The following is a 22679-nucleotide window of genomic DNA, read 5'->3' as shown; positions in this document are numbered from 1 at the left end:
CATGCCTCACAACCGCCGCCCGGGGCTGCGCCCGGCGAAACCTTTTGGGGCGTTCGTAGAATTCACCGCTTTGCCGAGACAAATATGACCACTGCCAAGAAGCAAACGGCGTTCACGCGCCCCCTGACACCCAGCGTCGAGCTCGCAGCCGTCATTGGCTCCGCACCCCAGCCTCGAACTGAGGTCACCAAGCTGCTGTGGGACTACATCAAGCTGCACAACCTCCAGAACCCAGCGAACAAGCGCAATATCCTTTGTGATGCCAAGCTTCAAGCGGTGATGGGCAAGCCAGAGGTGACGATGTTCGAAATGTCGGGTCTTGTTGGGAAGCACCTGTCCTGAAGAGCGTTGCCGCACGCAGCGGCGTTGGCTGACCAGGAGCGGACCTGGTCGGTGACCGGCCCCGGGCGGCCAGAACCGGACATCTAATGAACCTTGAAGAATACTTTGCGGAATTCAAAGCGGTGGTTAATGTGGACGCAGGTTCTGGTATCACAGTGCACGTTGCAGCTGAAGTCGCCGCAGGTCATGCGATTGGACTTACCGTCGCGCAGATGCATGCTTTCCTTGCTCGACGCACTCAGATAACGAGCGTTGCCGTCGCCCTGAAGGACCACTTTCTATCTCCAGAGCAGATTGCCAGGATAGATTTGGCACGGGCCGAAGGTGCGGTCGAGCCCAAGGAAGTAATTCTGAGAGCCTTCACGCCGGAGGAGGTGCGCCCGGACCTCCTGGCCAAAATCTCCACATAAGACACAAGGTCTGCTTCGGAGAAGAGTGAACTTCGGCTTAGGGCCCAAAGCCGGCATAGAACTCGCTTAAAAGCGGTCATCCGGCAGGTACGCTGTGACCCTGTGGTAGCCGCTGCGCAAGGTGGTAGAACGTCTGCCCGCCAATGACGAAGCGACCTGAATCACCCGCGGAAATGCGAGCCTCGGCAATTGAGGTTGCTTGTTCCATCTCTCCCTTAAGACGATGGCAAATCAAGCGCTCCTTCCAAAAGTTCCATGCCGTGTTCGGCACTCTCTTGAGGATGTCCACGTTGAAAGCTTCGCCCAGTTTCATGAACGCATCGACGGTGCGCAGGTGTTGATTGGACTCGATGGATGCATTCGCTTCTAAAAGGCACTGGCGAGTAGAGGTCAACAGCCCCTCATCATTCCACTCTGCAACTTCAATCGAGCCTTCGTACAGGGCGATACCAAAGAGGGTGTACGCCCCATCGGCGCGAAGCCCCAAGGGCTCCTGCGAATTGGCTGTCATGCCCAAAATGTTCCATAGCTCAGCGTCGAAGGCCATCGGCTTACATGACAGCCTGCGGTACAGCGTTTTCTCTTTCGCGTCGCCTGAAATCAAGAGCGAAAAGAACATGTCCCCCTCAACGCGAAAGGCGTTATGGGCCTTCGTCTTCCAACCGAGCGTCTTGCCTTCGCGCTTGAGGCAAGCGCCAACCATCTTGTTGAGTTCTGATTGCTTCATGGGGTCTTGCGAGCGGTGAGGCCGATAGGCAGCTTCTGGCCGAATTCTGCAGTAGTCGCTGAGGCATGATTCAGCTATTCGCACAAAAACTGGACCTCGAAAATGCAGTTCGTACGCTTGGGGGAGTTTTTCGCTGCTGCCCGTATTACCGGACCAACGCACAACTTGCTTCAGATTCGACTCGGTGGCCCCCTCGATGGCTTTCCCATCTGTGAGCGACTCGCCGGCACAGGCGAGTGCCGGCACAAGCCTTTGAACGAAGATCAGCTCGTCCAACACGTGCTACGCGGGGTGGCGGAAGCCAACCAGCATCTGGGCTCCGCCTACGTGGTCTCACACATTCGATACGTCGAGAACGATACGCCTCCCGAAAAAGCATATGGCTTCATGGCAATGCGGATCGTTGAGCACTATCACAATGGTGGTGCGTTCGAATCTGGTCTGTCGACTGAACAGGACGGTTGAAGGTCTGCTGTTGGCCGACTGTAGCCGGTTGCGGTTTGTAGCTTTGATGCCAGAAGCAGCCGGTCGCGTCGCCCCGAAGCGGTCAATCGTCCGATCATGCAAGCGCCATCGCCTCCACCTCGACCTTTAACCCGAAGTGCAGCGGTCCGGTCGGCACGACGGCCCTGGCTGGGCGCGATGGTCCGGCCCACTGCGCATAGATCCTGTCGAAGGCCGGCCAGTTGGCGATGTCGTCGAGGTAGACCCTCACCTGCAGCAGCTTGTCGATGTCTGAACCGGCCGCGAGCAAGGCGGCCTGTACGTTCGCCAACGTCTGCGCCACCTGGGCTTCGAACGTCGCATCGGCCAGGCGCTCGCCCTCCGGCGTGATCGGCAGTTGTCCGGCGATGAAGACCATGCCGCCGCCCACGGCGGCATGGCTGTAGTGGCCGCCCGGCCTGGCCATGGCGGGCACTGCGACATGGGCCGGGCCCGACATATTGCGGGGTTCAGCGGCGTTCTCACCAACCATGGAGGCGCTCCCAGGTTTGCACCGTGCCATCCGCGGCCAGCGCTTGGTAGGCGGGAAACTGCGCGCCGGTGGCGCAGGCATGGTTGGGCAGGATCCGCAGCCGGGTTCCGGTCGGGAAGCGCGCCGCGATGTCCGGGTCCGCAGCGCCCTCGCGCGAGAGGATGCCGTGCTCCTGGTTGGCGCCCGACAGCAGGTAGCCCTCGATTGGCACCCCGTCCACGGTGCACACCTGGCCATAGCCGTAGTCGCGCTGCTGCTTGCCCGTGCCCCGGTCGCGGCTCATGGCCATCCAGCCGGCATCGACGATGGCCCAGCCCTTGTCGGCCTGGTGCCCGATGACGGTGGTGAGCACGCTCAGCGCGATGTCTTCGGTGCTGCAGACGCCCACGTTGCGCATCACCAGGTCGAAGAAGACATAGACCCCGGCGCGCAGTTCGGTCACGCCTTCGAGCGACGCAACTTCCAGCGCCGTGGGGGTGGAGCCTACCGACACCATGGGGCAAGGCAAGCCTGCGGCGCGCAGGCGTTCCGCGGCCTGCACGCAGCCGGCGCGTTCCTGCTCGGCCAGGGCGGCCAGGGCCTCGGGCGTGTGCAGTTCGTAGCTGGAGCCCGCATGCGTCAGCACGCCGGCCAGGCGCATGCCGCCCTCATGCAGCACGCGGCCGACCTCGAGCAGCAGGTCCTCGCCCGGCTTGATGCCAGAGCGGTGACCATCGGTGTCGATCTCGATGAGCACCTCGAAGGCGTGGCCGTGCGCGCGGCCGTATTCGGCGATGGCCCGCGCGCCTTCGACGCTGTCGGTCAGGATCTGCAGCGCGCAGCCGCGCTGGCGCAGGTCCAGCGCATGCGCGAGCCGGTGCGGCGCCATGCCGACGGCATAGAGGATGTCGGTCACGCCGCGGGCGAAGAACTGGTCGGCCTCCTTCAGCGTCGACACCGTGATGCCCGCCGCGCCGGCGGCAAGCTGGGCCGCGACCACATCGGCGCATTTGGTGGTCTTCACGTGCGGGCGGAAGCGCACGCCCAGCGCATCGGCCTGCTGCTGCATGCGCGCGATGTTCCGCTGCATACGTGGAAGCGACACGACGGCTGCGGGGGTGTCGATATCGGCGAGATTTGGAGGGTTGTTCTGCATGTTGTTCATTTCGGATCAGTCCAGGTATTGGCCCTTGGCCTTGAGGGCCGGCACGTCGTCGCGGATGCCGCGCGCGATGAGCGCGGTGACGGCCGCGGGCGTTGCATCGGCGGGTGCGGGCAAGTCGACACCCAGCCCTTCCATCTGCTTGCGAAGCACCGGATCGGCCACTGCCTGTTGCAGCGCGCCCGTCAGCTTGGCGAGCACGGGCTGCGGGGTGCCGCGCGGGGCGAAGAAGGCATTCCAGGAACGCACGTCCAGCGCATGGCCGGCTTCCGCCGCAGTGGCTGCACGCGGCAGCTGCGCGAGGCGCGTGCCCGACAGCACGGCGACGGCCTTGATGCGCCCTCCGGCGATCTGCGGCAGTGCGGTGGTGGTCTGGTCGCACATGAAATCGGTCTGCCCGCCCATCAGGTCGTTGATTGCCGGCGCAACGCCCTTGTAGGGCACGTGCGTGGCGTTCTGGCCGAGGGAAGACAGCAACAGCACGCAGCCATAGTGCGAAATCGACCCCACGCCCGCGCTGCCATAGGAGGCCTTGTCCTTGTGCTTCGCCAGCCAGGCGCTGAACTCGCGTAGATCGTTCGCCGGCAGGTCGGCGCGGGCCAGCAGCAGCATCGGTGCCGCGCCCGCGGGGCCGATGGGAGCGAAATCGGCGACGGGGTCATAGGCCAGCTTCTTGTACAGCGCGAGGTTGGCCACATGCGTGCCGATGCCTCCGAACGAGATCGTGTAGCCATCGGCGGCGGCCTTGCTGGCCTTCGTCAGGCCGATGACGCCGTTCGCGCCGCCGAGGTTCTCGATGACGACGGGCTGGCCCAACGGCGCAGCCATCTTCTGCGCGACGGCGCGGGCCAGCGCATCGCTGGGACCGCCGGCCGGGAATGGAACAATCAGCGTGACGGGGCGGTTCGGAAACGCCTGTGCGAAAGCGCCGGACGCGGCCAGCAAGCCGGCACAGAGGGAAGCAAGGCTACCCACCAGGCGAAGGGAGCGGATCATGGACAGGTCCTGGAGTGGTGGGTTGGATCAGAAAGCGGCCGGTCGGAAGCCGCGCAGCCATGGCAGCGCGCCATCGAGCGTGGGCGACTCGACCTCCGCCAGCGGCGCGCCTTCGGGCCGGGCGAGGCCGACGCGGTTGTGCCAGTAGGTGCGCAGGCCGACGCTGGCGGTGCCGAACATGTCGTAGCCTGATCCGGCAACGAAAGCCGCCTCGGCCGGCTGCACGCCCAGGCGCTCCAGGGCCAGCCGGTAGGGTCTGGGATCGGGCTTGTAGAAGCCCGCTTCCTCGGAGGTCACGACCACGTCCCAGTCGATCCCCAGGCGATCGGCGGCACGCTGGCCCAGGCGCCGCGAGCAGTTGGTCACCACGGCCAGCTTGCAGTGGGGCGCGAGCGCCCGCAGCAGTTCGGTGGCGCCGCTCCACGCGGGCAGTTCCTCCCAATGGTCGTCCAGCGACTGCGGGGCGCTCGCGGGCAATCCCACGGTGGCGGCGGCCTGCCGTACCAGGTCTTCGTAGGGCACGTAGGCGCCACAGCCATAAGTGAGCCGCAGGTATTCGGCGCGCCAGGCGCGGCCCATCTGCTCGGAGCCGGCAGCCGCGTTCCAGACGGTCCACGAATCGAGCAGCGCAGTGAGCAGGTCGAACAGCACGGCCCGGGGATAGCGCCCGGCCGCAGCAATGGAAGTCGAAGTGTTTTGCATGGCGCTCACTTTAGGTGTGCCAGGGCGTCTTCGAGCTTCACTCTTGCGTCATCAATAGTTAAGCTCTGCTGAATGATGCAGATCGAAGACCTTCGCCTGGCTGCCGCGTTGCTGCGCGAGAGCTCGCTCAGCGCGGCTGCGCGCTCGCTCGGTGTCACGCCGCCCGCGCTCTCGATGCGCTTGCGCAAGCTCGAGGCCTCGCTGGGCCTGGTGCTGGCCAACCGCACATCGCGCAAGCTGCACCTGACCTCGGAAGGCGAACGGTTCGGGCGTGAGGCCTATGAACTCCTGCTGAAGTTCGACGGCCTGCGCGAATCCCTGCAGCGGGACGACCGGCGCCTGAGCGGAACGCTGCGGGTGGCCGCGTCCTTCGGCTATGGCCGCACACATGTCGCGCCGTGGCTGTCCCGTTTCTCCCGCCTGCATCCGGCCCTGGGGCTGCAGCTGGACCTGCGCGAAACGCCGTGGCCCGACAAGCACGACTCCGACGCGGTGGTGCACGTGGGCGCGGTGCGCGACTCGTCCTGGGTGGCGCATACGCTCGCTTCCAACGAACGCTGGCTGTGCGCGAGCCCCGGCTACCTGCGCGAGCACGGCACGCCCCGCAACCCGGCGGACCTGGCCTATCACGCCTGCATCTGCATCCGCGAGAACGACGAAGACGTGACACTGTGGCACATGCGGCCCGCGGGCAGCGGCGCCCGCAAGGGCGAGACGCTGCGCATCAACCCGGCCTTCGTCAGCAACGACGGCAGCGTGGCACGCCAGTGGGCCGAGGATGGCCTGGGCATCGTGCTGCGCTCCCAATGGGACGCCGCCGAAGCGCTGGCCGCCGGCCGCCTTGAGCGCGTGATGGTCAATTGGGAATTTGGCGCCGCCCCGGTGGTGGTGCTGGTGCCCACGCGCAAGGGGCGCAGCGCGCGGGTGCAGGCGCTGGTCAGTTTCCTGGTGGAGGCGGCGGGTCGATCGGACGGGCGCGGCACCGAGTCGCACCGGTGAATCCGCGGGCGCTGAGCGAAGACCAAGCGACCGACATGCGAGAGCTAACCTATCAATGACTGCTGGCGGGCGAATGGACACGGTGCATTGTCGAGTTCTCGCGCCGACCCCGTCAGCCTGGCCCACGAACCCAAGCGTCGGGTGTCAGTCTCCATGCAGCCATCGATGGTTCCAAGCCCGACGACGGCAATCGCTGCTTTTGCGACATCCGGGGGGCGGCCAGTAGGATGGCGGCAGACCAGCGGTATGGCAACAGGCGGATTCACTGTCGAAACAGCCTGGCTCATCGCCATCAGGATGCAAGTGCGCTTGGTCCAGCAGATGCTCGGTCTTGCTCGGCGGGCCGGTTACTCGGCCTTGATGTTTCCCTTGGTGACGATCGCGCCGAACTTGCTCTCCTCGTTCTTGACGAACGCAGCGAATTCCCTCGGACCGGCGCCCATTGGCGTGACACCACCATCCTCGAAGTTCTTGCGCACGCTGGGATTGGCCAGCACTTGGCCCAGCGCGGTATTCAGCCGCTCGACAATCTGCGTCGGCGTGCCTTTTGGCGCGAAGACACCCTGCCACACCGTCACGTTCGCGCCGCGCCAGGCCGGCACGCCGGCCAGGGGAAGCACCTCGGGCATGGCCGGGGACGGCTTGTCTGACATCACGCCGTACACGAGGATCTTTCCTGCGCGTGCCTGCTGCATCACCATGGACAAGGGCAGCACGGCCAGGTCCAGCTGATTGCCGCTGAGATCGTTCACGATCTGCGTGCCGGTTCGATAGGGCACGTGGAGCATGTCGAGGCCGCCTTGCTGCTTGAGCAGTTCGCCGCCCAGGTGCAGCGAGGTTCCCACGCCGGAACTCGCGTAGCTGTATTTGCCCGGCACAGACTTCAGCTCGGCATAGAGCGCCTCGGCGGTCTTCGATTGCATCGCGGGCTTGCCCACGAGCGCCAGGGGCTGCGCCCCCAGCAGGGTGACGGGCATCAAATCAGCCAGCCCGTCGTAGCGGACGGTGGAAGGCGTGACCATCTTCGCGATGATGATGGTGCTTTCCACCGACAGCAGCAGGGTGTAGCCGTCGGGCTTGGCGCGCACGGCTTTTTCCGTGCCGATGATGCCGCCGGCGCCCGAGACGTTCTCGATGACCACGGGCTGCCCGAGACGCGCTGACAGCTCGGGTCCGATCCAACGCGCCATGACGTCCACGTTGCCGCCCGCAGCATAGGGAACGATGAGGGTGATCGCGCGTGCGGGCCATGCGCCCTCGGCCATGAGGGGCGGCGCCGAGCACGCAAGGGCGGCGAGTGCGAGTGCCGCAACCAGTTGACGGCGGTGGATTTTTGCAGCAGTTGCGAGTGGCATCACAGATCCTTGCTTTCGGCTTCGGTTGATTTCGGCGGGGCGGTCAATGGGTTGCAGATGGCGCGCCTTCGAGCCGGGCGATCTCGCGCTCGAACTCGGCGCGCAAGGCCCTCTTGGCCGACTCGTCGAGCCAGCATGCGTCCACGCCCGCCAGGCTGAAGGCACGCGCCTGTGCCCACCCCCAGCCGCAGCCTTCGAGCACGGTGGCGTAGGAGTGAGAGAGGTCGGTATGGAACATCGCGGGGTCGTCGGTGTTGAGGGTGACGGGCAGGCCCGCGTCGACCATGCGCTTGAGGCCTTCGATGCGCTGGCGCTGACGCCGCACGACGCTCGTGACCCCGCACACGCAGAAGTACACGCCGCGATCGCGCGCGCGGCGCAACCCGTCTTCACTCGCGAGCAGGTTGTAGCCGTGGTCCAGCCGGTCGCAGCCCAGGAGCTCGATGCACGCGTCGACATTGGAAGGCGGCGCCTCCTCCAGTGTCTGGTTGTCCTCGCAGACGTGGGCCGTGCGGCGCAGTCCGGCCTGCCCGGCGCGCTGGAAGAGCGCCGCGAACCGGGCCGGCGGCCCTTCGCGCTCCGGGCCGTCCAGGCCCACGCCGACCACGAGGTCCGAGCGCAGGCCGAGGATGTCTTCCATGGCACGCTCGGCGCTGTCAAGCGGCAGGCCGCGGTCGAAAGAGGCGATCAGCAGGCCTGAACAGCCGAAGTCGCGTTGCGCGGCATGCAGGCCCGCAGTCAACCCCTCGATCTGCACCCGGTAGGGAACGGCGGTGGGCATGAAGTACTGAGGGTTGAAGGACATCTCGACATGGCGCGCGTTGCTGCTGCGCGCCGCGTCCTCCACGGCTTCGTAGGCCACGCATTCGAAATCGGCGCTGCTGCGCACGACCTGCGCGGCGATGCGCAGCACGTCGATGAAGTCGTAGAAGTCGCGGTAGGTGTACAGCGTCTCCAGGGGGCGGGGCAGAGGCAGGTCGTATTTGCCCGCGAGCCGCGCAAGCGTGGCTGGTCGCAGCGTGCCGGCCATGTGGAAATGCAAGTCGACCTTGGGAAGTCGAGCAACACGGGCAAGTAGCTCGGCCGGAAGCGGCGTGGCAGAAACAGCGGACGAATCGGTGACGTTGGAGAAGGGGAAGGACATGTGCGGCAGCGTCGGGTAAGGGGATGTGCCGCCACCTTATCCACGCCTGCCGCCGACGCCCAGCGCCGCGGTGTGCAGCAGGTTATGACGCCATTGTCATGACCTTGGCCGGTGGGCGAGCGCGCGCGCGGCAGCGATCAATTCGCCGCGCATCCAGCTCATGGCCTGGCTCTTGTGTGTGCGCTCGTGCCAAACCAGGCGATAGCGATGCGGCTTGATCTTGGCGGGGAACGGCACGAGCGCGAGCGGGTACTGCTCGGCGAAGTCCTCGGCCAGCAGTCGGCCGGTGGAGAAGATGAGGTCCGAGCGGGCGAGGATGGCGGGCGCCATGCTCAGGAACTGGGTGTGAATGGCCGTGTGCACCGACACGCCCAGTTCCGCGAGCTGTGCATCGAGGATGGTGCCCTGCCCCGGCACGTGCTCCAGCGAGGCGAGGTGCCGAGCCCGGCGATAGTCCTCAAGTGTCAGCGGTTTACCCAGCAGCGGATGGCCCCTACGCATCAGGCACACCATCGGCTCGGTCAACAAGCTTGCCGCGCGCAGATGGTCCGGCAGCTCGGGCCAGATGGTGATGACCATGTCGACCTCACCGTCCGCGAGCTGGCGGTAGTGCTCGAACCGGGAGCCCAGGCCGCGCACGACCACGTCGCACTCGGGCGCCTGCCGGGCAACCCGCTCGACGATGTCCGCGAAGAACCGGTGTGGCAAGAAGTCGTAGGTCGCGATGCGAAAGCTCTGGCGCATCTGTGCGAGTTCGACGGGCTTGGCCTCCGAGGTGAGCAGCGACATGTCTGCCAGGATGCGGCGGGTGGGCGCAACCAGGGCCTGCGCCTTTTCAGTGAGCACCATTCGGTTGCCCACGCGTATCAGTAGTTCGTCGCCAGTCAACTGCCGCAGCACCTTGAGGTGGCGGCTCAGCGCGGACTGCGCAACGCCCAACTTCGCGGCGGCCTGCGAGACGCTCGCTTCCCCCAGCAAGGCGTGCAGGGAACGCAACAGCGATTCATCCAGTCGACGGTCATGTTCGCCAAGTTCGAGAGGCACGATGTTCACGCGAAAGAAGTGGGGCTCCTCGAGGCGCGGAGCGACGCCCCGATTCTGCCCGCAAGCTTCGCCCCGAAGTGCTGCGTCGTGGGTCTCCCACGGGATTCGTCCGAGCGCACTCGGGTGCTCGAACTGGACGTTTGCGGACGCCAGGTGGCAAGGTTGACGAGTCCCTCAAACCGGGCCGTTCACCACTGGAGACTGGCCGCTTGCAGTCGCATCCGCGTGCCGCTACAGGTCCGGCTGTTTTGCGCCGAACAAAGTCTGGCCCGCGAGCGTCGCCCAGCGCGCCTGTGCCCCGGCCACTTGATCGTCAGGAACACCCGGAAGACCGCGGTCGACCTGCTATCTCAGGGACGAAGGAGGATGGCTGCCAGCACCAGCCCCGCCATCCAGAGCGTCTCGACCAGCAACAGGACGAACGGGCGCCAACCCGCTCGGGCGAGCTGCGCGAACGAGGTCTTGATGCCCAGCGCCGAGATGGCGATCACCAGGCATGCGCGCGAGCTGTCGTTGATCCCGTTCTGGGCGACAGGCGGCAGCATGTGCAGGGAGTTGGCGATCACCATGATCACGAACAGCCAGAGAAACCATGGCACCAGCGCCTGTTTGGTCGGGCTGCGGCCGGCCGCACTTGCAGCCTGCGCCTCCTCCCGTTGCTTCTTGAAGACGCTGGACACCACCACAACAACAACCGTCAGCATCGCCACGCGAAACAGCTTGACGATGGTGGCGTAGTCGCCGGCCTCATGGCTGAGGGTGTAGCCCGCGCCAACGACCTGCGCCACGTCGTGAATGGTGCCGCCGATGAAGAGTCCCGCCATTGCCGGTGAAAGGTGCGCCAGCTTGGCAACCAGTGGGTAGATCACCATCGCCAGCGTGGACAGCACGGTCACCGTCACCACCACCATGAGCGTGAAGCGGTCACCGTCCTTTTCTCGGGGCAAGACGGCGGAGATCGCGAGCGCGGCAGAGGCGCCGCAGATTGCGACAGCGCCGCCCGAGAGCACGCTCTGCGCACGGCTCAGGCCCAGCTTCTTTCCGAGCAGAACGCCGCAAAGCAAGGTAGTGACGACGGCGGCAATCACGATCAGCGCGGTGCTCCAGCCGAGCCCAACGATCTGGGTCGCGGTGATGCGCGCACCGAGCAGGCCGACACCCAGACGAAGCACGCCGCGGGCGCAGAACTCGATGCCGGGTTTGGCCTTCGCGTCCTGGCTCAGGTAGTGAAAGGCGACACCGAAGAACAGCGCATACAGGAACTGCGGACCGCCATGCAAGGTGGAGACGAAAGTGGCTGCCAGCGCGACGACTCCGGCCAGCGCCACGCCCGGCATCAACACCATCGCGTGCCGCAACGCATACTGCCCGCGGATCGAAGCGGAAGCGGTGGTCATGCCGCCTCCTTCAATGGAGCCAAGTGCGTTCCGGCTGTCGCGCTGGCCATCAGCACCGCCAATGCGCAAGAAGCCACGCGGCTGGCGGCGGAATCGGAGCGGCTGGTGAGCACGATCGGCACGCGCATGCCCAGCACCAGGCCTGCGCATTCGGCGCCCGCCAGGTAGACGAGTTCCTTGTAGAGCATGTTCCCGGCCTCGAGGTCGGGCATCAGCAGCACATCGGGCTGCCCGGCGACCACCGACACGATGCCTTTGTTGCGCGCCGATTCGGCTGAGATCGCGTTGTCGAAGGCAAGCGGTCCGTCGAGCATGCCACCGCTGATCTGGCCGCGATCGGCCATCTTGCAAAGTGCTGCGGCGTCGATGGTGCCCGGGATGGCGGGATTGACGGTCTCCACTGCCGACAGGATGGCCACGCGCGGCCTGCCGATGCCCAGTGCGATGGCGAAGTCGATCGCGTTCTGCACGATATCGCGCTTGTCCGGCAGCGTGGGGGCGATGTTGACCACGCAATCGGTCATGAGCAATGGCCGGTCGACACCTGGGACGTCCATCACGAACACATGGCTGGCGCGCCGGCTGCCGCGAAGGCCGCCTTCGCGACTGACGGCCGCGCCCAGCAGTTCGTCGCTGTGCAATGCGCCTTTCATGAGCGCGGCCGCATGGCCGTCTCGGCAAAGTTCCGTGGCTTTTGCGGCAGCGCTCCTCGGATCGTCCGGGGTGTCGTGCACGACATAGTCCGCGATCGACACGCCGGCCTGCGCGGCCGCAGCCTCGATGCGCTTGCGCGGGCCGACCAACAGCGGCTCGATCAACCCCGCTTGCGCTGCAGCGTGCACGGCTTCGAGGGAAGTCGTGTCGCAGGGGTAGGCGACGGCGACCGTGATCGGGCCTTGCGCACGCGCCCGTTTGATGAGCGCCCGCATGTGCGGGTGCGCCTGCGGCGCCGTCGGCGTCGTTGCGCGGGGTTCACGGGGCTTGCCAGGGATAGGGGAGTGCATGGAGGGGCCTCTCGGCTTGCCCTCCGGCGGAGGGCGATGAAACTTGAGAGAGCGCGGCGCGCAGGCTCACGCCGACCTGCTTGCGGGCCGCAAGCAGGTCGAGCACGGCGTGTGTGCCGCGCCGGGGCGTCAGACGTAGTCTTTGTACTTGTCGAGGAAGCGCACCGGCTTGGAGAGCGCATCGCGGCGGAACGGGTCGCCCAGTTCGCGTGTGCACATGATCTCGACGATGCACGTCTTGCCTTCGTTCATCTGCATGTCGATCGCCTTCTTGAGCGCCGGGCCGACGTCCTCCAGCTTGTCGACCACGATCCCCTCGGCGCCCATGGCTTTGGCGATCTGGGCGAAGCTCTGGTTGTCGAGTTCGCCGGCGACGAAGCGGCGGTTGTAGAAGTCGACCTGGTTCTTTTTCTCGGCGCCCCACTGGCGGTTGTGGAACACCACCGCGGTCACCGGGATGTTGTGGCGCACGCAGGTCATGGTTTCCATCAGGCTCATGCCCCAGGCGCCATCGCCGGCATACGACACGGCCGGGCGATGCGGAGCCGCAACCTTGGCGCCGATGATGGTCGGGAAGGCGTAGCCACAGTTGCCGAAGCTCATCGCAGCAAAGAAGCTGCGCGGCTTCTCGAAGCGCAGATAGCTGTTGGCCACCGAATTGATGTTGCCGATGTCGGTCGACACCATCACATCTTCGGGCATGGCCTTTTCCAGTTCACGCAGCACCTGGCGCGGGTGCAGGTAGTGGCCACCGAAGGGCGTCTTTTCCTTTTTCTGTTCCTCGATCATGTCGAGGCTGAACTGGTCTTTTTCGTGGGTCCAGTCGTCCAGTTCCTTCTCCCATGCGGCCTTCTCGGTGGCGATCTTGTCTGCACGTTCGGCCTTGCTGGCGTCGCAGGCCAGCGTCTTGCCGTTCAGCCGTTCGGTCAATGCCACGGCGGCCGCCTTGGCGTCGCCGCAGATGCCTACCGAGATTTTCTTGACCAGGCCCAGCATCTTGTTGTCGGCGTCGATCTGGATGATCTTCGCGTTCTTGGGCCAGTAGTCCATGCCGTGCTGGGGCAGGGTGCCAAACGGGCCCAGTCGCGAGCCCAGCGCGACCACCACGTCGGCTTGCGCGATCAGCTTCATGGCCGCCTTGGAACCTTGATAGCCCAGCGGACCGCACCACAGTGGATGGCTGGCCGGGAACGAGTCGTTGTGCAGGTAGCTGTTGACCACCGGGGCGCCCAGGCGTTCGGCCAACGCCTTGCATTCCTCGATGCCGTCGGCCATGACCACGCCGCCGCCGGAGATGAGGACCGGGAACTTGGCCGTGGCCAGAAGCTCGGCGGCTTCGTTCAGACTCTTCTCGCCGCCGGGGCCGCGATCAAGGCGGCTGGGCTTGGGGATCTCGGTGGTGATTTCGCCGTAGAAATAGTCGCGTGGGATGTTCAGCTGCGTCGGACCCATCTCGGACATGGCGCGGTCGAAGCAACGGCCGGTGTACTCGGCCATGCGCGCCGGATGGGTCACGTGGCCCTGGTACTTGGTGAACTCCTGGAACATCGGCAGCTGATTGCATTCCTGGAAGCCGCCCAGACCGATGCCCATGGTGCCCGTCTCGGGCGTGACGATCACAACCGGGCTGTGCGCCCAGTAGGCTGCGGCGATCGCCGTGACGCAATTGCTGATGCCGGGGCCGTTCTGACCAATGACCATGCCGTGGCGGCCGCTGACGCGGGCGTAGCCGTCGGCCATGTGGCCTGCGCCTTGTTCGTGCACAACAGGGATCAGGCGGATGCCGGCCGGCGCGAAGATGTCCATCGCGTCCATGAAGGCCGAGCCCATGATGCCGAACATGTCGGTGACTCCGTTGGCGACCATGGTCTCCACGAAGGCCTCTGAAGGCGTCATCTTCTGAGGTCCACTGACAACGGTGCGGATATGGGTGCTGGGTGCTTGCTTGGTCATGATTTGAAGTCTCCGATAGGTAGTGATTTCAGGTTGGAAAATCGGGATCGATGCGCCGAGGACGTGACTGCGCTGATTGGTTCTTGAATGCTAAGAAGGGCCCGGCTTGCCTTGTGGGGCCAGGACGCAACCATTCATGGAGCCAATGGCGGATGGCTATGGTTGGCTCTGACGTTCAGGTTCGGTGTCGATACCAGGGTCGATCGCCGGCCGAGCAGAGCTCTCACGCCGTAGGCGAGCAAGAGCACACCGAGACTGGCGATGCCCAGCAGCAGCGGCTGACGCTGCTCGGGAATGAAGGCCATGGCCACCACGATGCTGAGCATTCCGAAGATCGCGACGTAGGTCAGGTAGGGGTAGCACCACATGCGCACGCGAAGGCGCTCCGGGGCTTCCCGTTCGAGCCGGCGGCGCAGGCGCAGCTGCGAGACGGCAATCAGCAGGTAGACGAAGATCGCCACCGTGCCGTAGGAGTCGACCAGGAATTGAAAGACACGGTCGGGCGACAGGTAGGACATGACCACGGAGGCGTAGCCGAACAGGGTGCCCACCAGGATGGCCCGAACGGGCACGCCGTTGCGGCTCAGTTTCGTCAGGGCCTTGGGCGCATCGCCTCGCTTGGTCAAAGCGAACAGCATTCGCGAAGAGGCGTAGAGGCCGGAGTTCAGTGCCGACAGCACGGCCGTCAGCACGATGGCGTTCATCAGCTGCGCCGCGCCGGGGATGCCCATCGCCGCCAGCGCGCTGACATACGGCGTCCCGATTGCAACCGAGTTCCAGGGCACGATGGCCACCACCAGGAAAATCGAGCCGACATAGAAGACCAGCACGCGCGTGATCACCGAACTGGTCGCTTTGGCAACCGCCTTTTCCGGCTGCGCTGTTTCCGCCGCGGCGATCGTCACGATCTCCGCGCCGAAGTAGAAGCCGGTGGCAGCGACCGCGCCGGTGAGGATCGGAACGATGCCGTTGGGTGCGAACCCGCCATGCGCGAAGAAGTGGGTGAAGCCGGGGGATGCAACCCCGGCGCTTGTCGACGGCCACAGACCCAGGACATAGAGCGCGCCGAGGAAGAGAAAGACCATGATCGCCGCGACCTTGATCGAGGCGAACCAGAACTCGAATTCGCCGAAGGACTTCACCGAGACCAGATTGGTCAGCGTGAGGACGACGATCAATCCGAGCCCGAGCATCCACTGCGGCACGCTCGGCAGCCAGTACGACAGCAACTGCGCACCAGCGACTGTCTCGACGGCCACCACGATGACCCAGAAATACCAGTACATCCAGCCGGTCAGGAAACCCGCGAGTGCGCTGCAGGTGGGCCGGTCGGAGAAGGCCAGCCGCGCATATTCGTAGAACGAGCCGACGGCCGGCATCGCCACCGCCATTTCTCCCAGCATGCGCATGACCAGTACGACGAGCGCGCCGGTGAGCATGAACGAGATGATGGCGGCAGGCCCGGCCGCCTTGATGACGACCGAGCTGCCGACGAACAGGCCGGCGCCGATCACCCCGCCCAGGGCAATCATCGTCATGTGTCTTTGCTTGAGGCTGTGCTGCAGTCCCGAAGCGGGCTGCGAGTCTTTTTGCGGATGCATGGTTGTCTCCAATGTGTTTATGTCTCGACCGGCAGGGCGCCCCAGGCGCTGCTTGCCGTCGCAGTGACCGCAGCATGAGCTGGTAGTCGATCCGGGCGTCTCATGAATGGTGTCCGGCTTGTCAGAGCCTCTCGTCGCGCAGGTGATACCAGTGGTAAAGGAAGCGCTGACCGAGGCGACGAAACGGCGCGAAGGCGCGCGACTCGACCAGGTTGAGCACGTTGGGGTAGGGCAGGGGCGAGTTGTAGATCGGCAGCTCGAACACTTTGTTGCTCTTGCCGGCGATGCGCTCGGCCATGCGCCGGCCCGCATGCGCAGAGAAGCTCACGCCGTTGCCGCCGTAGCCCAGCGCGTAGAACACGCTCTCCTTCGCATCGGGCTGCATCACGCGCGGCATCATGTCGTGGCTCACATCCACCCAGCCCCACCATGAGTAGTCGATCTGGATGCCCTTCAGCGCCGGGAACTTGCGGTGCAGGCCTTCGACCAGCATCTGCATGTGACGCGGGTCGGGCGCATCCGCACCGGTGATGGCGCTGCGGCTGCCGATCTGCACGCGGTTGTCGGGCAGCTTGCGGTAGTAGAAGCGCAGCGTGCGCGTGTCGGTGATGAAGGTGGTCGTGCGGAAGTTGATCGCCTCCAGCTCGTCGGGTGTGAGCGGGCGCGTGACCAGCGAGTTCGACAGAATCGGCATGATCTTCGAGTCGAGGCTCTTGTGCAGCCCGTTGCTGGTATAGCCGCCGGTGGCAAAGCCCACGGCGCGTGCGCGCACCGTGCCGCCCGGGGTTTTCAGGTAGTGCACGCCGCCGCGCGTCTCGACGCCGGTCACGGGGCTGGCCGGATGCACCTTCACGCCCAGCGCGCGCGCCATGCGCAGGTAGCCGTGTGCGAGCTTGAGCGGATGAACGCCGATGCCGTCCGGCTCGTGCATGGCGCCGCAGGCTTCGGCCTCGTTGAAGTAGTCGCGACGCAGTTCGTCGGCGCTGAGCATGCGGGTGTCATAGCCGAACACGTCGCGCATGACCTTGGCCTCGTTGCGCAAGAAGTCCATCTTCTTGTCGCGGTGCGCCACATAGAAGTGGCCGCCGGGCTGTGCATCACAGGGCACTTCTGCCACCAGGCTCTTGAAGGTTTCATAGCCGGCGCGGATCTCGGCGTCCAGCTTCAGCGCTGTCTGCTTGCCCCAGCGCTCGATCCACTGCGAGCGGTACAGCCGCCCGCTGGCGTTCTGGCCCTGGCCGCCGTTGCGGCTGGTGCAGCCCCAGATGCTCTGGTTCGCTTCCAGCACGGTGGCGCGGATGCCGTGCTCGCGCGCCAGGAACAGTGCGGTGGCGAGCCCGGTGAAGCCGGAGCCCACGATCACCACATCGGCATCCGTGTCGCGCGTGATCGGGCCGTCATCCGGCGGCGGCGCGCCGGCCGTGCCGACCCAGTAGGTCGGCGCGTAGTCGCGCCCACACCCCGGATGGGATACCACCAGCGGATCGTATTGCGGGTCGTAGGGGTTCAGGGGTGCGAGACGCGGGGCGCTGATGTCCATGATGGGCTCCCTGTGTTCATACGGCCTGGACCGGCGGGCGATCCTTGCGGTAGGCGTTCTTCACCGCGATCAGTCCATCCCGGAAGGTGAAGACGTCGACCATGCGTGCTTCGATGCGCGTGCCGTCCGCCTTGGTGCCGCGGAAGGTCGATTCGGACACGCCACGGTCGCCGCAGACGAAATGATCTCCGTCGAGCCAGGCTGCGTCGGGGAATGTCTGCCAGGCCAGCTGGAAGCCTTCGCGCACAGCCTCGCGGCCAATGAAGCTGCGGCCAAGCAGGTCAGGACCGCCGGCCGCGTGGAACGAGCAGTCCTCGCTCATGAAGGACATCAGCACCTCGAGGTCGTGCGCGTTCCAGGCTGCGGCAAAGGCGCGCAGGAACTCGGCGTCAACAGGGCGGGAAGGGGTGGGCATGTGAAGGTCTCCGTTCGATCAGTGGATACGAAGCGTAGAGGCCGGCGATCGGCGCCCGTGGCGCCAGTTCACGGGTTTTGCTGGAGCCAGCGTGCGAAATCGCTGGCCTTGGCAGCAGGACTCCAAGTACATTTTTTTGGACTTGATGGAAACCAACATGACCGAACTGAGTACTGCCCGACCTGACCGAATGATCTCCGTGCGCGAGGTGTTCGGCATCGACACCGATCTGCGCGTGCCGGCCTTCAGCGAGGGCGAGGATCATGTGCCCGAGGTCGACAGCGCCTATCGCTTCAACCCGGACGTCACGCTGGCGCTGCTGGCCGGTTTTTCGCGCGACCGGCGCGTGATGGTGCAGGGGCTGCATGGCACCGGCAAGTCCACCCACATCGAACAGGTGGCGGCGCGGCTCAACTGGCCTTGCGTTCGTGTCAATCTCGACGGCCACATCAGCCGGCTGGATCTGGTTGGCAAGGACGCGGTGGTGCTGCGCGACGGCCAGCAGGTCACCGAGTTCCAGGAGGGGATCGTGCCCTGGGCGCTGCAGCGTCCGGTGGCCCTGATTTTTGATGAGTACGACGCTGGCCGGCCCGACGTGATGTTCGTCATCCAGCGCATCCTGGAGCGCGATGGCAAGCTGACGCTGATGGATCAGAACCGCGTGATCAGCCCGCATCCTTGCTTTCGTTTGTTCGCCACCGCCAACACGGTGGGCCTGGGCAACCTGAGCGGCCTGTATCACGGCGCGCAGCGGCTCAACCACGCGCAGATCGACCGCTGGAACATCGTCGCGGCGCTGAACTACCTGCCGCGCAACGAAGAGATTGCCATCGTGCAGGCGCGTGTGCCGCAGTTCGCCGACGCGGCCGGCCGCGCGCTGATCGATTCGATGGTGGCCGTGGCCGAGCTCACGCGCAAGGGCTTCGCTGCCGGCGACTTGTCGACGCTGATGTCGCCCCGCACCGTCATCACTTGGGCCGAGAACGTCGAGATATTCCGCGATCCGGCGCTTGCCTTTCGCCTCTCCTTCGTCAACAAGTGCGACGAAGCTGAGCGTGCCATCGTGGCCGAATACTTCCAGCGTTGCTTTGATCGCGAACTCGAAGAGTCGCATCAGCTTGCAACACACCAGGAGTGATGCGGTGAGCGTGCCCCAGGCGGCGGCAACCCGGCATCAGCAGAAGGTCGACGAACTCTGCGCCGCCTCGATCCGGGCGCTGAGCGGTGACGCGGACCTGCACTTCCGTGGCCGTCGCCTGTTTCGGGGCCGACGCGCGCTGGCACTGTTTGCGCCACACCTGCATCCGTCTCCGCAGCGCGATGACTTTGGCTCGTTCCGTGGCGCGGCCGACGGTATGGCGCTGCGTCTCTTGCTGTCCGATGCCGAACTCCACCGGCACCTGGGCCCGGCCGACCCGCTCGCGCGCGCGCTGTTCGACATGCTCGAGCAGTTCCGAGTGGAAGCACTGGCGCCCGCCGGCATGCCCGGGATGGTGCACAACCTGCAGCACCGTCACGAACAATGGTCGCTTGCCTTTCATCACAGCGGCGTGACGGAAACCGCCAGCGGAATCCTGCTCTACACGACGGCGCAAATCTGCCGTGCCCGCGTCACGGCGCAACCGGTGGTGGAGGCCACGGATGGCGTGATCGAGGCCACGCGCATGGCCCTGGCGCCGGTGCTGGGCCATGCACTCGCCGGCTTGCGTCGCCAGCGCACCGACCAGGCCGCTTATGCGCAGCATGCGCTGACCATCGCGCACACGGTGGCCGGAATGATCCATGCCGCCAGCGAGACCGGCGATGACCAGACCGACGAATGTGGCGAGGACGACGACGGCCGCCGATTCTTCAGCCACTGGACAGATTTCGAAGGCAACGATGACGATCACCGCGTCGCGGCCGCCAGCATCGGAGACAGCCGCGTGCTTGAAGAAGCCGATGACGGCTACCGCGTCTTCACGACCGCCTATGACCAGGAAGTGAGGGCCGCGACGCTGGTGCGCTCCGCGCTGCTGAGGGAATACCGCGAGCGCCTCGATCGCCGCATCGCGGGGCAGGGCGTCAACATCGCGCGGCTGGCACGCGAGCTCAAGGCGGTGCTCGCCGTGGCCACACGCATCGACTGGGATGGCGCGCAGGAAGAGGGTTGCATCGACGGCCGCATGCTCGCGCAGCTCATCGCTTCGCCGACCGAGCGGCGCCTGTTCCGCATCGAACGGCAGGAGCCGATGGCCGACTGCGTGCTGAGCTTTCTCATCGATTGCTCGGGTTCCATGAAGCAGCACATCGAGTCGGTCGCCATGCTGGTCGACGTGTTCGTGCGTGCGCTCGAGCAGGCCGGCGTTGCGAGCGAGGTGCTCGGCTTTACCACCAGCGCCTGGAACGGCGGCCGCGCGTTGCGCGACTGGCAGCGTACCGGCCGGACCGAGCATCCCGGCCGGCTCAACGAAACATGTCACATGGTCTTCAAGGACGCCGATACGCCATGGCGCCGCTCGCGGCCTGACATCGCCGCGCTACTGAAGTCGGACCTGTTCCGCGAAGGCATCGACGGGGAGGCGGTGGACTGGGCCTGTGCGCGGCTGGAAAGCCGTGGCGAGGGCCGGCGCCTGCTGGTCGTGCTGTCCGACGGCAGCCCGATGGACAGCGCCACCCATCTTGCCAACGACGCGCATTACCTCGACCACCATCTGCGTGAAGTCGTGGAGCGCCGCGAGCGGGAGGGCGTGGTGGAGATCTACGGCGTGGGCGTCGGGTTGGACCTCAGCCCTTACTACCGCCGCAGCCAGACGATCGACATCTCGGGCGCGCTCGGGAACGAGGTGTTCCACGAGATCGTCGCCATGTTCGCGCGTCGGTGAAACAGCGGAAGGCGGGGGGCGCTGAACGACGCCATGCCTCACCACGGCCGGGCAGCCTGGCTGCCGGTACGCGTTGATTCGAAGGAGCAGGGGCTCGGGGGCGTGCGGGGGACGCGCCTTGTTCAGCGTGCTCCGCCGCTGGCCTTGGCTACATAGTGCGCCAACGCAAGGATCTGCTCCTCCTGCAGCGTGGCCTTGTAGGCCGGCATGTTGCCCAAGCCGTTGCGCAGGGCGTTCGCCACGCGGGCGGCGTCCGGCTTCAGGTCGTCAAGGATGGGGCCGACCGCGCCCGTGCTGCCGGCGTCCTTCAAGGCGTGGCACAGCGCGCAGGCCGGCGCCGCGCCTTGAACGAAGAGTTTCTTGCCCAGTGCGAATTGCTTGGCGCCGTCATCGGCGGCATGGCCGTGCAGACTCGCGACGAGGGTGCAGACGGCGAGGGTGGCGCGACGCAGCGCGCGGTATGGGTGTTGGAGGTTCATCATGAGATTCCCTTGGACTGACTCAGGCCACGGTGACCTGTACGGTGTGGTCGGCCCAGCTCGTGTTGTTGTAGCCGCTCACGTTCTCGATGCGTGCTTCGGGTTGCACCTTGCCGGCCGTATCGGTGGCCCGGCTGGCGAGGGTGTGAGTGCCGCCGGGCAATCTGGCCTGCAGCACGAACTGGCGCCAGGCGAATTTGCCGAGATCGGGGCCGATGAATTGGGCGTCGGCCCAAGTCTTTCCGCCGTCCACCGACACCTCCACGCGCTTCACCGCATCCAGGCCGCCGAAGGCCACGCCGTGGATCTGCACGGTGCCGGCGACCAGTTTTCCGCTCTCGTGCGTGGGCGAGTTGATCCACGACTTGACGCTCATCTCCTGCACCGAGGGTTGCGACGGGTCGGCCTTGCTGCCCGGCGGCGAGATGCGGTATCCATGCGACATGATCCTGGCGTTGGTCTCCGCGGCGGTAAACGCCAAGCGTCGGATGTATTTGATGTTGTTGACACCTTGATAGCCCGGCACGATGAGTCGCAGTGGGCCGCCGTGAGCGAGTGACAGTGGCGCGCCGTTCATCTCCCAAGCCAGCATCGCATCGTCCAACGCCCGGATGGGCACCGAACGCTCGACCACGATGCTTTGGGGGTCAAGGCCGTCGGGAAGCTTTTCGCCGCCAGTGCCGGTGATGTAGAGCATGCCGTCGGCCACGCCGCCCAGTGCCTTCGCCATCGTCTTGAGCGGCACGCCGCTCCATAGCACGCAGCCGGCGGCACCCACCGTCCAGGCGGTGCCGCTGGGTTTGCTCGGAAAGAATGCCCGCCCGTTGCCTGAGCATTGCAGCACCGTCGCCACGGTCTCCAGGCCGAGCCCCTTGAGTTCGCGCAGGCTGAGCTTGCGCGGGCCCTTGACGCCCTCGACGGTGAGTTCCCAGCTCTCACGATCGTTCAGGATGGCCGCATCCGGCGCAGGCAGGTTGTTGCGCAGGTAGAGCTGCTCCGAGGGGGTGATCACACTGGTGCCGAAGGCGCTGCGCCGGGTTTCCAGTGTGCTCGCGCTGTGCACGATCACGCTGCCGGCATCCTTCCAGGCCACCAGGGCTGGCAGTGGTTTGGCCTGGGCGGCGGCTTGGCCGGTCCAGCCGGCCAAGCCGGTGGCGGCCCATGCGCCGGCGCTGCCGGCCAGCAGGTGACGGCGGTTGAGTTTCGGGGAGGTGTTCATGTGGTTCATTGCTGTCTCGTTTGCGAGTTCATGGGGCCCATCAGGCGCCACGCAGGCCGCCCCCAGGACGGAAAGCCTGCCGGCCGCTGCGCTTGCGCATGGTCTTGCTGCAGCGCAAGCAGCCGGCGCTGTATGCCGTCGATCTCGAGGCGCTGGCTGGCGATGATGTCTTCGGCCGGCCGGCGGGTGGCCGGGCTGCGACCATGCACCAACGCCAGCGAAGGATCGCTGGGCATGTCACGGCGTCGAGCGGGTGCCCGCTTGCAGCGGCATGGCCTCGGGAAAATGACGTCGGCAAGGCGGCTGCGGCGAGGGGTGTACCTGAGGACTTGGCGTCGTCGCGGGTTCATCGGCATCCCTGCAGCGTAGGC

Annotated in this window: 23 protein-coding genes; 6 read left to right on the top strand and 17 right to left on the bottom strand. The window is 65.7% G+C overall.

What is annotated here, in order from left to right:
- Positions 1 to 84: 84 nt before the first annotated feature.
- Both GFK26_RS27420 and GFK26_RS27415 read left to right on the top strand, forming a co-directional pair.
- Positions 85 to 342, top strand: coding sequence for an SWIB/MDM2 domain-containing protein (locus GFK26_RS27420; protein WP_153284735.1), 258 nt, complete (start codon positions 85 to 87; stop codon positions 340 to 342).
- A gap of 86 nt (positions 343 to 428) precedes the next feature.
- A complete protein-coding gene (locus GFK26_RS27415) occupies positions 429 to 752 on the top strand; it encodes a hypothetical protein (RefSeq protein ID WP_153284734.1) in 324 nt (107 codons plus the stop codon).
- Between the two features lie 76 nt (positions 753 to 828).
- On the opposite strand, the gene GFK26_RS27410 is transcribed toward GFK26_RS27415, so the two are convergent.
- Positions 829 to 1479 carry a hypothetical protein gene (locus tag GFK26_RS27410; RefSeq protein WP_153284733.1) on the bottom strand — a complete coding sequence of 217 codons (651 nt, stop codon included), beginning with the start codon at positions 1477 to 1479 and terminating at the stop codon, positions 829 to 831.
- Positions 1480 to 1581: 102 nt separating this feature from the next.
- Here GFK26_RS27410 and GFK26_RS27405 point away from each other — a divergent pair, with 102 nt between their 5' ends.
- Positions 1582 to 1944 carry a hypothetical protein gene (locus tag GFK26_RS27405; protein ID WP_153284732.1) on the top strand — a complete coding sequence of 121 codons (363 nt, stop codon included), beginning with the start codon at positions 1582 to 1584 and terminating at the stop codon, positions 1942 to 1944.
- Positions 1945 to 2038: 94 nt separating this feature from the next.
- On the opposite strand, the gene GFK26_RS27400 is transcribed toward GFK26_RS27405, so the two are convergent.
- The 4 genes from GFK26_RS27400 to GFK26_RS27385 are packed head-to-tail and all read right to left on the bottom strand — an operon-like array spanning position 2039 to position 5294.
- The gene (locus GFK26_RS27400) at positions 2039 to 2422 is read right to left on the bottom strand and encodes a RidA family protein (RefSeq protein WP_416222576.1); all 384 of its coding nucleotides are present in this window, start codon (positions 2420 to 2422) and stop codon (positions 2039 to 2041) included.
- A gap of 22 nt (positions 2423 to 2444) precedes the next feature.
- Complete coding sequence (locus GFK26_RS27395; RefSeq protein WP_416222518.1) at positions 2445 to 3599, bottom strand: DSD1 family PLP-dependent enzyme; 1155 nt, start codon at positions 3597 to 3599, stop codon at positions 2445 to 2447.
- A gap of 6 nt (positions 3600 to 3605) precedes the next feature.
- A complete protein-coding gene (locus tag GFK26_RS27390) occupies positions 3606 to 4592 on the bottom strand; it encodes a tripartite tricarboxylate transporter substrate-binding protein (RefSeq protein ID WP_153284730.1) in 987 nt (328 codons plus the stop codon).
- Positions 4593 to 4619: 27 nt separating this feature from the next.
- Positions 4620 to 5294 (bottom strand): HAD family hydrolase, encoded by a 675-nt coding sequence (locus GFK26_RS27385; protein ID WP_153284729.1) that lies wholly within the window; start codon positions 5292 to 5294, stop codon positions 4620 to 4622.
- A gap of 72 nt (positions 5295 to 5366) precedes the next feature.
- Here GFK26_RS27385 and GFK26_RS27380 point away from each other — a divergent pair, with 72 nt between their 5' ends.
- Positions 5367 to 6293, top strand: coding sequence for a LysR family transcriptional regulator (locus GFK26_RS27380; protein ID WP_153284728.1), 927 nt, complete (start codon positions 5367 to 5369; stop codon positions 6291 to 6293).
- A gap of 347 nt (positions 6294 to 6640) precedes the next feature.
- Here GFK26_RS27380 and GFK26_RS27375 read toward each other — a convergent pair whose 3' ends face one another.
- The 9 genes from GFK26_RS27375 to GFK26_RS27335 all read right to left on the bottom strand — a co-directional run bounded on the left by GFK26_RS27375 (position 6641) and on the right by GFK26_RS27335 (position 17746).
- A complete protein-coding gene (locus GFK26_RS27375; RefSeq protein ID WP_153284727.1) occupies positions 6641 to 7648 on the bottom strand; it encodes a Bug family tripartite tricarboxylate transporter substrate binding protein in 1008 nt (335 codons plus the stop codon).
- 43 nt (positions 7649 to 7691) lie between these two features.
- The gene (gene add / locus GFK26_RS27370) at positions 7692 to 8792 is read right to left on the bottom strand and encodes an adenosine deaminase (RefSeq protein WP_153284726.1); all 1101 of its coding nucleotides are present in this window, start codon (positions 8790 to 8792) and stop codon (positions 7692 to 7694) included.
- A gap of 96 nt (positions 8793 to 8888) precedes the next feature.
- Entirely contained in the window at positions 8889 to 9845 is a 957-nt protein-coding gene (locus tag GFK26_RS27365) for a LysR family transcriptional regulator (RefSeq protein ID WP_153284725.1), read from the bottom strand.
- A gap of 341 nt (positions 9846 to 10186) precedes the next feature.
- Complete coding sequence (locus tag GFK26_RS27360; RefSeq protein WP_153284724.1) at positions 10187 to 11233, bottom strand: YeiH family protein; 1047 nt, start codon at positions 11231 to 11233, stop codon at positions 10187 to 10189.
- Entirely contained in the window at positions 11230 to 12162 is a 933-nt protein-coding gene (locus GFK26_RS27355; protein WP_416222575.1) for a bifunctional enoyl-CoA hydratase/phosphate acetyltransferase, read from the bottom strand. Before GFK26_RS27355 ends, GFK26_RS27360 begins: the two co-directional genes overlap by 4 nt.
- A gap of 204 nt (positions 12163 to 12366) precedes the next feature.
- Positions 12367 to 14190 carry a sulfoacetaldehyde acetyltransferase gene (gene xsc, locus GFK26_RS27350; protein ID WP_153284722.1) on the bottom strand — a complete coding sequence of 608 codons (1824 nt, stop codon included), beginning with the start codon at positions 14188 to 14190 and terminating at the stop codon, positions 12367 to 12369.
- A 134-nt stretch (positions 14191 to 14324) separates the two neighbouring features.
- Positions 14325 to 15791 (bottom strand): amino acid permease, encoded by a 1467-nt coding sequence (locus tag GFK26_RS27345; protein ID WP_153284721.1) that lies wholly within the window; start codon positions 15789 to 15791, stop codon positions 14325 to 14327.
- Positions 15792 to 15912: 121 nt separating this feature from the next.
- On the bottom strand, positions 15913 to 17331 hold the full coding sequence (locus GFK26_RS27340) for an NAD(P)/FAD-dependent oxidoreductase (RefSeq protein ID WP_153284720.1): 1419 nt from the start codon (positions 17329 to 17331) through the stop codon (positions 15913 to 15915).
- A 16-nt stretch (positions 17332 to 17347) separates the two neighbouring features.
- Positions 17348 to 17746, bottom strand: coding sequence for a nuclear transport factor 2 family protein (locus GFK26_RS27335; RefSeq protein WP_153284719.1), 399 nt, complete (start codon positions 17744 to 17746; stop codon positions 17348 to 17350).
- 157 nt (positions 17747 to 17903) lie between these two features.
- On the opposite strand from GFK26_RS27335, the gene GFK26_RS27330 reads away from it, so the two are divergent.
- Both GFK26_RS27330 and GFK26_RS27325 read left to right on the top strand, forming a co-directional pair.
- Positions 17904 to 18884 (top strand): AAA family ATPase, encoded by a 981-nt coding sequence (locus GFK26_RS27330; protein WP_153284718.1) that lies wholly within the window; start codon positions 17904 to 17906, stop codon positions 18882 to 18884.
- Positions 18885 to 18888: 4 nt separating this feature from the next.
- Entirely contained in the window at positions 18889 to 20610 is a 1722-nt protein-coding gene (locus GFK26_RS27325) for a cobaltochelatase CobT-related protein (RefSeq protein WP_153284717.1), read from the top strand.
- Positions 20611 to 20732: 122 nt separating this feature from the next.
- Here the strand turns inward: GFK26_RS27325 and GFK26_RS27320 are convergent, their stop codons facing one another.
- From GFK26_RS27320 to GFK26_RS27310, 3 genes are read right to left on the bottom strand one after another with little or no spacing between them, the layout of a single operon-like run.
- Positions 20733 to 21092 (bottom strand): c-type cytochrome, encoded by a 360-nt coding sequence (locus GFK26_RS27320; protein WP_416222517.1) that lies wholly within the window; start codon positions 21090 to 21092, stop codon positions 20733 to 20735.
- 19 nt (positions 21093 to 21111) lie between these two features.
- Positions 21112 to 22317: a sulfite oxidase gene (locus GFK26_RS27315; RefSeq protein WP_153284715.1), complete on the bottom strand. Its 1206-nt coding sequence runs from the start codon at positions 22315 to 22317 to the stop codon at positions 21112 to 21114.
- Positions 22314 to 22544, bottom strand: coding sequence for a hypothetical protein (locus GFK26_RS27310; RefSeq protein WP_153284714.1), 231 nt, complete (start codon positions 22542 to 22544; stop codon positions 22314 to 22316). Before GFK26_RS27310 ends, GFK26_RS27315 begins: the two co-directional genes overlap by 4 nt.
- Positions 22545 to 22679: the final 135 nt, after the last annotated feature.

The organism is Variovorax paradoxus (assembly GCF_009498455.1).
GTDB lineage: Bacteria > Pseudomonadota > Gammaproteobacteria > Burkholderiales > Burkholderiaceae_C > Variovorax > Variovorax paradoxus_H.
Note: the sequence above shows the minus strand (reverse complement) of the source record. Positions and strands in the feature narration are given on the sequence as shown.